This is a genomic window from Mesorhizobium sp. M1348 (genome assembly GCF_040317925.1).
Classification (GTDB): Bacteria; Pseudomonadota; Alphaproteobacteria; order Rhizobiales; family Rhizobiaceae; genus Mesorhizobium.
Genome location: NZ_JAMYLH010000028.1, coordinates 70,534 through 77,386, shown reverse-complemented (window position 1 = coordinate 77,386; position 6,853 = coordinate 70,534). Strand labels below are relative to the sequence as shown.

Sequence of the window (6,853 nt, the reverse complement as noted above, 5' to 3'; positions counted from 1 at the left end):
CTCCTGTTCTCAAGATTGCGCTTCAACAGCCGCAATCCTTCAAAACAGAAGCGTCATCCGCAAACCCACGCACCAAATGACGCGTCAGCGGCTTCGTTCAATCATGAATATCAACAGGCCCTAGGCGACGAGTCGTACCATGACAGTCAAGCTGTATAGGGGGGCTCCTTACCTCCACACTCAAGAAAATGAGGCGTTCGAGACGCTTTGCCTCCTCGGCGATCGCCACCTCCATGACAAAGGCGATGTGCGAATCCTTGGGAACGTCCGTTGCGGTCGCTACGAGATTGACGCCCTCGTGATGAGCGAGAGGTCAATCACGATCATCGACTTCAAGGATTACGGTGGGACAATCACGGTCCATGAAGACGGCACTTGGGTGACCGACGGCGGCGTGACAGTAAAGGGTGGATCCTATCTCAATCTCTTCGAGCAGGTGCGCGCCTACAAGCGCGGCATGATGAATTGGCTGGAAGGCACTGTGGGTTTAAGTGATGCAAACGATGTGAGTCACATTAGCGGTCTCGCCCTATTCACGAGACCTGTCACAATCGGGCTTTCCGACGTTCCGCCTACCGTCTCCAAGTGGTTCCGGGCGGTGGATTTTACGGGTGGGCTTCGCTGGTTGCGATATATCTCGTCTGCCAAGCTGGACCTCCGACACGGCAATCTCGACCGGATTGTCGCCCATCTCGAAGTGGAGCCATTCACGCCTGCGCAACTCGAGGATGCGACATCCAACGCGCAGTCTATACGCGCTGAGATGTGGCGGATCTGCAAGACCTCGACGATCAGCGGATGGCTGATTGGGAACAGCAAAACCGAGACTGGTTGCAAGAAGAAGCTGATCGGTTGAACGAAGCTGACCGAATTCGCTTCGAGAAGGAGGCTGAGCTCAGGCGTCTTCTTGACCTCGACGATCAGCGGATGGCCGATTGGGAACTGCAAAACCGAGACTGGTTGCAGGAACAACGCCGTGGTTTTCGCTGCTGACCCACTCAGAGGTGCGGCGGGTCCTGTCCCGAGCGCTCCAACAGCTGCCCGGAGTGGATGGTGGGAACGGAAGGCTAGGAAAAATTTGCTACAAATGTGGTGTCGAGCCACGTGCGGCAGCCCATGGCGGATCAACTTCGAACAGCTTACGGCGCTCTAAGTCGCAAGTGCGCAGGTTGACTGGAGCTTAAGTATTTCTGATGTTTATCATCGGATAGCGCAATGGAAGGTGGGGGATCGCGTGTCGCAACTTCAGGTCATGGATATCAACATTCCGGGAGTCCTAAAAAAGCTGAGGACAAAGGAATGGCTCATCCCGCAATTTCAGCGTGAGTTCGTGTGGAACAACGCGCAGGTGATCGCCCTGGCCAATTCGGTAATAGACGCGCGCCCGGTTGGCATGGTCACACTGTGGGAGCAAAGTGCCGACGCACCTCTTCCCCTAGAGCCAATCTCGATTGCGGATTGGGATCCGAAGGAGAACGCGACCGGACAGAAGACCTACGCGGACGATTGCCCGGTGCCAGGAAGATATTATGCGATCCTTGATGGTCGACAACGTTCGACCGCTCTCGCCTTAACCTTTGGGGGGTTGCGGGCATCGTCTGCGATTTATCGTCATGCCGGCGGCTATTTCCTTGATGTCACTGCGACGGAAGATAGCGAACGCGTGAAATTCGTGCCCCAGAAAGAGATGGTAAAACGCAACCTGCACACTCACGCTGGGGCGATTGGGAACGGGTACTTTCCCCTTGGGACTGACGACCCCAATGCCATGATGGGCCAATGGATGGTTTACCTCCAGGACATCAACAAGGCAGAGTACTATCCCGGCGGCGTACTACCCCAAGAAGAGGAGTTGAAGCGCCGGAATGCAGCGCTCAGCAAGGCATTCTCTGGCATCTTCAACACCAAGATGGCAGTCTACATCGTGCCGCCGACCTACGACCTTGCGCAGATCTGCGAGATCTTCGATACACTGAACACGACTGGCACTAAGGTGTCGACGATAGATCTAATTCATAGCGGCCTTTTCAATGACACGGTTGGGGACGCTGGCGGCGCTTTGCTGCTCCGCGACGAAATCGACGCCATAGGTGAACTCGACGGGGCGGTCGGTTGGTCGTCCTCGACTGGCCGCCCAGAGCTGATTGCCCAATTCGTCGCCGCCATTCATGTGGCGCTCGACGCGAAGCCTGAACCCAAGCGTATCGGCGGCGCCAAGGACACGCGGATCACCAGTGTAAAGTCGAGCGACCTCCTGGCTATCCCCAGCGCATTCTGGCGCAAGGTCATCGAGAACAATTTGACGTTCGCGTCCTTTATCGGAGGTTTTCAGAATACGGTTGCCGGAGGGCGCTTCACCATGGCCCAATGTCCCTACCCAGCGAGTGCTGCTATCTACGTCGCCCTACGCTGGCACCTCGAGTTCGAGGGTGGCGCTGCGACGCATTGGAGGGTTGCCGACCTAGACCGGCTGTATGGAGCGTTCTTTTGGCGCAACGTGTTTCATTCACGTTACGATCAGGGGTTCCTGACGCAAATCGGTACCGACTTGCGTGAGATGAAAGCGTTCCTCAGCAAGAAGCAACTCGGCGTAGATGAAATGGATTGGCGCAAGCAGGCGAACGAGTGGCTAGACTTCAATGTCGGCGCTCGCCCCGGTCCGATTGATATCTTCGAAGTGGTCTCAGATGGCGGCGAAAAGGGAGCCTTGAGACGCGCCGCGTTGTTGCTTCTACATGCTCGGGCTGACCGTGATGTGATCTCGGCTGAATTAAGTATCGCGCTTGAGGGCGGTATGATGGACCTGCATCACATATATCCGAAGGATTGGTGCAAGAACCATGCTGGCGGCGTCGCCAAGGATGTGCTCGACCGCGAAAGGGCCGGTCGCGACTGGGTCAATTCCGCGGCCAACCTAATGCCGATGCATCGCCAGACGAATAATGAGTGGCGCAAGCAATCTCCCGCAACCTTCCTGCACGGAAAAGCCGACTTCGACAGTCATCCTAATCTTTGGACGCGCTACTACATCAACCGTGATGCCTATGATCTCCTCCTGCTCGGTGAGGACGGCGTCGCCGAATTCTGGAAAAAGCGGGCGGGCGCAATGGCCGAGGATATCTATAGCCGCACCACGGCCTGAACCATGCCCCTCCTTTGCCCGATCGCGGCAAGAGCTCTCATCGCTCCAACCGAGACCACGCTCCTCGCGCTATTGGAAGAGTATGGGCTAGACACCGGCACGGGACTGCTTGTGAGCCTAACAAAGCTTCAAGTCGACCTTGGCGCCTTCGCAATCGCCTGTGAGCCGCAGATCGGCGTCGGCAACCTCGAAGATATCCGGGTACTCTCGGTGGTATCCGTGGAGTCGGTTGAATCAGTACTGAAGGTAATTGCGGGCGGCGAACGCTCGGACATCGAATTTAAGTCTTCCATGCTGCTCGATTTACGGAGGTACCGGAACGAACCCGGCGAGCCCCTCGAAGCTTACAAGCTTGAGGCCGTCACCCGAACGATGATGAAATCGATCGCTGCCTTTTGCAATACTGGCGGAGGGACATTATTCGTGGGCATCGAGGATGATACCAGTGTCTGTGGCTTGGTCGAGGATTTCCTTCTCGCAAACCCCAACCGGGGGGATTTCGACGGTTGGGATCAATACCTGAGAGGACAGATCGAATCCCGTTTCTATGATGGCAAGGCCGTGGCCAATTATGTTCGGGTGGTGCCGCTGGAGACTGGGGGGAAGACCTTCGTACGTATTCAGGTTGCGGACCGCGCGAACCTCACCTTCCTGAAGAAGGCCGGCGGTGGCGCCGAACTGTTTGTCCGCTCTGGTACCCGCTCAATCCCGATCGAATTCCAGGAGCTTGAGAAACTTTACTCGATAAAACGACAGTTCTGAAACGTCCACTTCCAATGCTGCTGAAGGATCTCCGACAACAATTCAGCCTGTCTCGGCTGAAGAGGATGGAGGAGAGCCATGGAACCAGCAGTAACCATCGGATTGGATATCGCGAAGTCATCCTGTTGAGCCGGACCGCGAGCAACGCCCTGTGACTTCCTGACTTGAAGCGCTCCCATTCAGGAATGCCTCGCAGGCATCTAAGACTTCGTGCTCGGACCAACGGTTGCGCCCGCGGATTGCACACTCCCAGAGCGTGAGCGTCCGCCATCCCCGATCGGCCAAGGCCTCGTACGAACGAGCGTCGCGGGCCTTGTTCGCGGCAATCTTCGATGCCCAGAAGTCACGGCGCGTCGCTGGAAGGCGGAAGAGATGACAGTTATGCCCGTGCCAGAAACAGCCGTGAACCAAAAGCACAGCGCACCGCTTTGGAAAAACCAGATCCGGGCGGCCGGGTAACTCCCGCACTTGTAACCGGAAGCGAAATCCGCGCGCATGCAAGCCACGTCGGATCAGCAGCTCCGGTCTCGTGTCGCGACCACGGATGCGGCTCATGTTATAACTGCGCACCTCTGGAGTGTGCACATCATTGGTTGGCGGCTGGACGACGGATTTCATCCTAGAGGAACGCCGGCTGCTGAACCGCTGGTCGAACGGCAACCCGCGCCGGGATCCCAGGGAACAGGTCCGCAAGTGACGCAAACCCGTTATGGTCTTCTTCGAAAATGGCGACGTTGTGCTGGAGGACGCCCTCCGCCAACGTCGCCGCGAGGCCCGCCTGAATGAGCCTGTGCGAGCGACGCCCAACGAACGTAATCAGGATCGGACTGGAACCGTCATTAAAGGGAACGGATCGGATAAGTGCAAAGTCTTTGCTGTCGAGATCCTGAAACACTTGGTGTTGCAGCTGGCTGCCTCCCAGACGCCAGTTTTTGCCACCCTTGTTAATGCGCCTGATCTCCCGGTTCATCGCGGCTCCGAACAGGCAGATGCAATCGAAGTCTCCGCCCTTGTCGCGGACGATGTCCGGGTGAAGCAGCCGCTCTGCCGCAGGCTCAGTCAGGGCAATCGCCCGCTGGCGACTCGCCGTCGCCTTCCGATGTGCTGCGAACAGCCCCATATCTGAGTCCGTGAGTGAACGGACAATGATCAGTTCCCGCCCGCTCACTGACGAACTCCAGCACGAAAGCCCGCAGCCGCGCTTCCCGATTTGGTCAGCTGCGCCTTAAGGGACAGAGCGATACGCCAGGCCAGGAGGGGAGGAACTGCGTTTCCGACCTGTCGGAAGGCAGGGTTCATCGTGCCGCTAAATGCGAATCCGTCCGGAAAAGACTGCAAGCGTGCAGCTTCGCGCACGGAGATGGGCCGGGCCTGATCGCTGTCATAATGTATGTGGCTGTATCCGTCTTTGCCGAGATGCGCGAGCAGAGTTCGTGCCGGAAAGTCAGCCTCCATCTTCCGCCACTTGTTTGGGAACTTGCTCGCGTCATAGGGCGGCACGATGCTTGCCTGCAGAGCCTTCCACGCGGTCGAACCTTCCGGCAGTTCATCGCCCAGCGCCCGACGCTCAGCCAGACGCTGTTCAAATAAAGTGAGCGCGTAGCGGCGAGCTTCCGGGTATTGATCGCCAGGCTGCAGGCCAGCGAAGATCTGATAGTCCCGGGGCAGATACCGTATCACGTGATCATAGAGGGCGGACTTACCCTCGAAGCCAGGCCAGTTTCGCATGTTGCGAGTGTACTCAGTCTGTGAATCACAGTTGTGGTAAGGAACAGCGATGTCAAAACCGCGCCTTCCCCTTCGCAGCGTCCCTGCGGCGAGTTTCCGGCGGGCATCTATGGTCGGCAGATCCCCAATGGCGCCCTGAGCCGTGACGGCTGGCATCATATCGGAAGTCGCCGCCGGTGGGTCGCAGTAGTGATGTACGTCGCCGGCGCCACCCAGAGCACCGAGAAGCTTCAGAGCGACAGCGCGTGTCCCCCCGTATCCCGCAGGCAGATCAATCCAGTGCGTTGGTTCGGGCAGACTGATACTGTCAGCTACCTCGCGGTGCACCGCGACGAGTATCATTCGTTCCCGCATCTGCGGAACGCCGTAGAAAGCCGCGTTCAGCAGTGAGTACCGACAGACATATCCTCTGGCAGCAAGTACCTCCGCGATCTCCTCTGCGAGATTGTGTCCCCCGTGATTGAGCATGTCGGGAACGTTTTCCATGACCACAGCCAGTGGAGCGCACGCTTCGACATATCGCAGATATTCGATATAGAGCCTGGCCCTGGCATCATGACGGAAGGCTTCAGGATGCTCTGCCACCTCGCGCAGCTTCGAGCGACCCACCCGGGCAAACGCCTGACATGGCGGACCACCGACGAGCACATCGACGGCGAGGGAGACGTCCCCCAGGCCCAGCGCTTCAGCAAGTTTCGCGGGAGGTGTTTCAGTGATGTCGCGGGCGACTGAATGGCGTGCGTCGTCAGGATGGAAGTTCAGGCCGTGGGATTTCGCTGCGTGAGAATCAAACTCAACGGCGCCCGCGATGTCATATCCAGCGCGCTTGAAACCAAGTGACAGGCCTCCGCAACCTGAGAAAAGGTCAAGCACGCGCGGCTTCGAACCGCCACGAACCCTCTGAAGCTTCTGGCTGATTAGCCGCGCTTCCATCTCAATGCTCCTCTGTACGCAGCGGGAGTTGCAGCTGCGCAGTCTGTTCGTTCAGGAACTTGAGAAGCGCGTGGCGGATAACCCACGCTGACGAGACCTGATTTGCATCTGCCAGAGCCTGAATCTGCGCGTAGCAGTCCGCCGGGAGCATCACGGAGGTGCGGACCGATCTCATCTTCTTCGTCGCGGATTTTGCCATAGACACCCCGAATCTGGAGGATACGACATAGTGGTGAAATGTGCACCAATAATATGTAAAATCCACAACGACAGCTGCGTGTTCCAGAT

At 57.7% G+C, this 6,853-nt stretch carries 8 protein-coding genes; 4 read left to right on the top strand and 4 right to left on the bottom strand.

Annotation, left to right across the window (positions count from 1 at the left end; translation table 11 throughout):
* Positions 1–139 precede the first annotated feature (139 nt).
* The 4 genes from NKH13_RS29325 (at position 140) to NKH13_RS29310 (ending at position 3,904) form a co-directional block, all read left to right on the top strand.
* Entirely contained in the window at positions 140–856 is a 717-nt protein-coding gene (locus NKH13_RS29325; RefSeq protein ID WP_352566018.1) for a nuclease-related domain-containing protein, read from the top strand.
* Positions 853–993 carry a hypothetical protein gene (locus NKH13_RS29320; RefSeq protein ID WP_352916177.1) on the top strand — a complete coding sequence of 47 codons (141 nt, stop codon included), beginning with the start codon at positions 853–855 and terminating at the stop codon, positions 991–993. Before NKH13_RS29325 ends, NKH13_RS29320 begins: the two co-directional genes overlap by 4 nt.
* Positions 994–1,252: 259 nt before the next feature.
* Complete coding sequence (locus NKH13_RS29315) at positions 1,253–3,142, top strand: GmrSD restriction endonuclease domain-containing protein (protein WP_352916174.1); 1,890 nt, start codon at positions 1,253–1,255, stop codon at positions 3,140–3,142.
* A 3-nt stretch (positions 3,143–3,145) separates the two neighbouring features.
* Positions 3,146–3,904, top strand: a complete 759-nt coding sequence (locus NKH13_RS29310) for an AlbA family DNA-binding domain-containing protein (RefSeq protein ID WP_352566012.1) — start codon at positions 3,146–3,148, stop codon at positions 3,902–3,904.
* 117 nt (positions 3,905–4,021) lie between these two features.
* Here NKH13_RS29310 and NKH13_RS29305 read toward each other — a convergent pair whose 3' ends face one another.
* From NKH13_RS29305 to NKH13_RS29290, 4 genes are read right to left on the bottom strand one after another with little or no spacing between them, the layout of a single operon-like run.
* Positions 4,022–4,522, bottom strand: coding sequence for a very short patch repair endonuclease (locus tag NKH13_RS29305; protein WP_352566010.1), 501 nt, complete (start codon positions 4,520–4,522; stop codon positions 4,022–4,024).
* Position 4,523: 1 nt separating this feature from the next.
* Positions 4,524–5,072: a hypothetical protein gene (locus NKH13_RS29300; protein ID WP_352566008.1), complete on the bottom strand. Its 549-nt coding sequence runs from the start codon at positions 5,070–5,072 to the stop codon at positions 4,524–4,526.
* Positions 5,069–6,565 carry a DNA cytosine methyltransferase gene (locus NKH13_RS29295; protein ID WP_352916170.1) on the bottom strand — a complete coding sequence of 499 codons (1,497 nt, stop codon included), beginning with the start codon at positions 6,563–6,565 and terminating at the stop codon, positions 5,069–5,071. The genes NKH13_RS29300 and NKH13_RS29295 overlap by 4 nt, the downstream gene beginning before the upstream one ends.
* 1 nt (position 6,566) lies before the next feature.
* A complete protein-coding gene (locus NKH13_RS29290; protein WP_502902775.1) occupies positions 6,567–6,740 on the bottom strand; it encodes a ribbon-helix-helix domain-containing protein in 174 nt (57 codons plus the stop codon).
* Between the last annotated feature and the right edge of the window lie 113 nt (positions 6,741–6,853).

Coding starts and splice junctions, on each gene's coding strand:
- NKH13_RS29315 (WP_352916174.1), top strand. CDS start 1,253: ATGGATATCAACATTCCGGGAGTCCTAAAAAAGCTGAGGACAAAGGAA.
- NKH13_RS29310 (WP_352566012.1), top strand. CDS start 3,146: ATGCCCCTCCTTTGCCCGATCGCGGCAAGAGCTCTCATCGCTCCAACC.
- NKH13_RS29305 (WP_352566010.1), bottom strand. CDS start 4,522: ATGAAATCCGTCGTCCAGCCGCCAACCAATGATGTGCACACTCCAGAG.
- NKH13_RS29325 (WP_352566018.1), top strand. CDS start 140: ATGACAGTCAAGCTGTATAGGGGGGCTCCTTACCTCCACACTCAAGAA.
- NKH13_RS29295 (WP_352916170.1), bottom strand. CDS start 6,565: ATGGAAGCGCGGCTAATCAGCCAGAAGCTTCAGAGGGTTCGTGGCGGT.
- NKH13_RS29290 (WP_502902775.1), bottom strand. CDS start 6,740: ATGAGATCGGTCCGCACCTCCGTGATGCTCCCGGCGGACTGCTACGCG.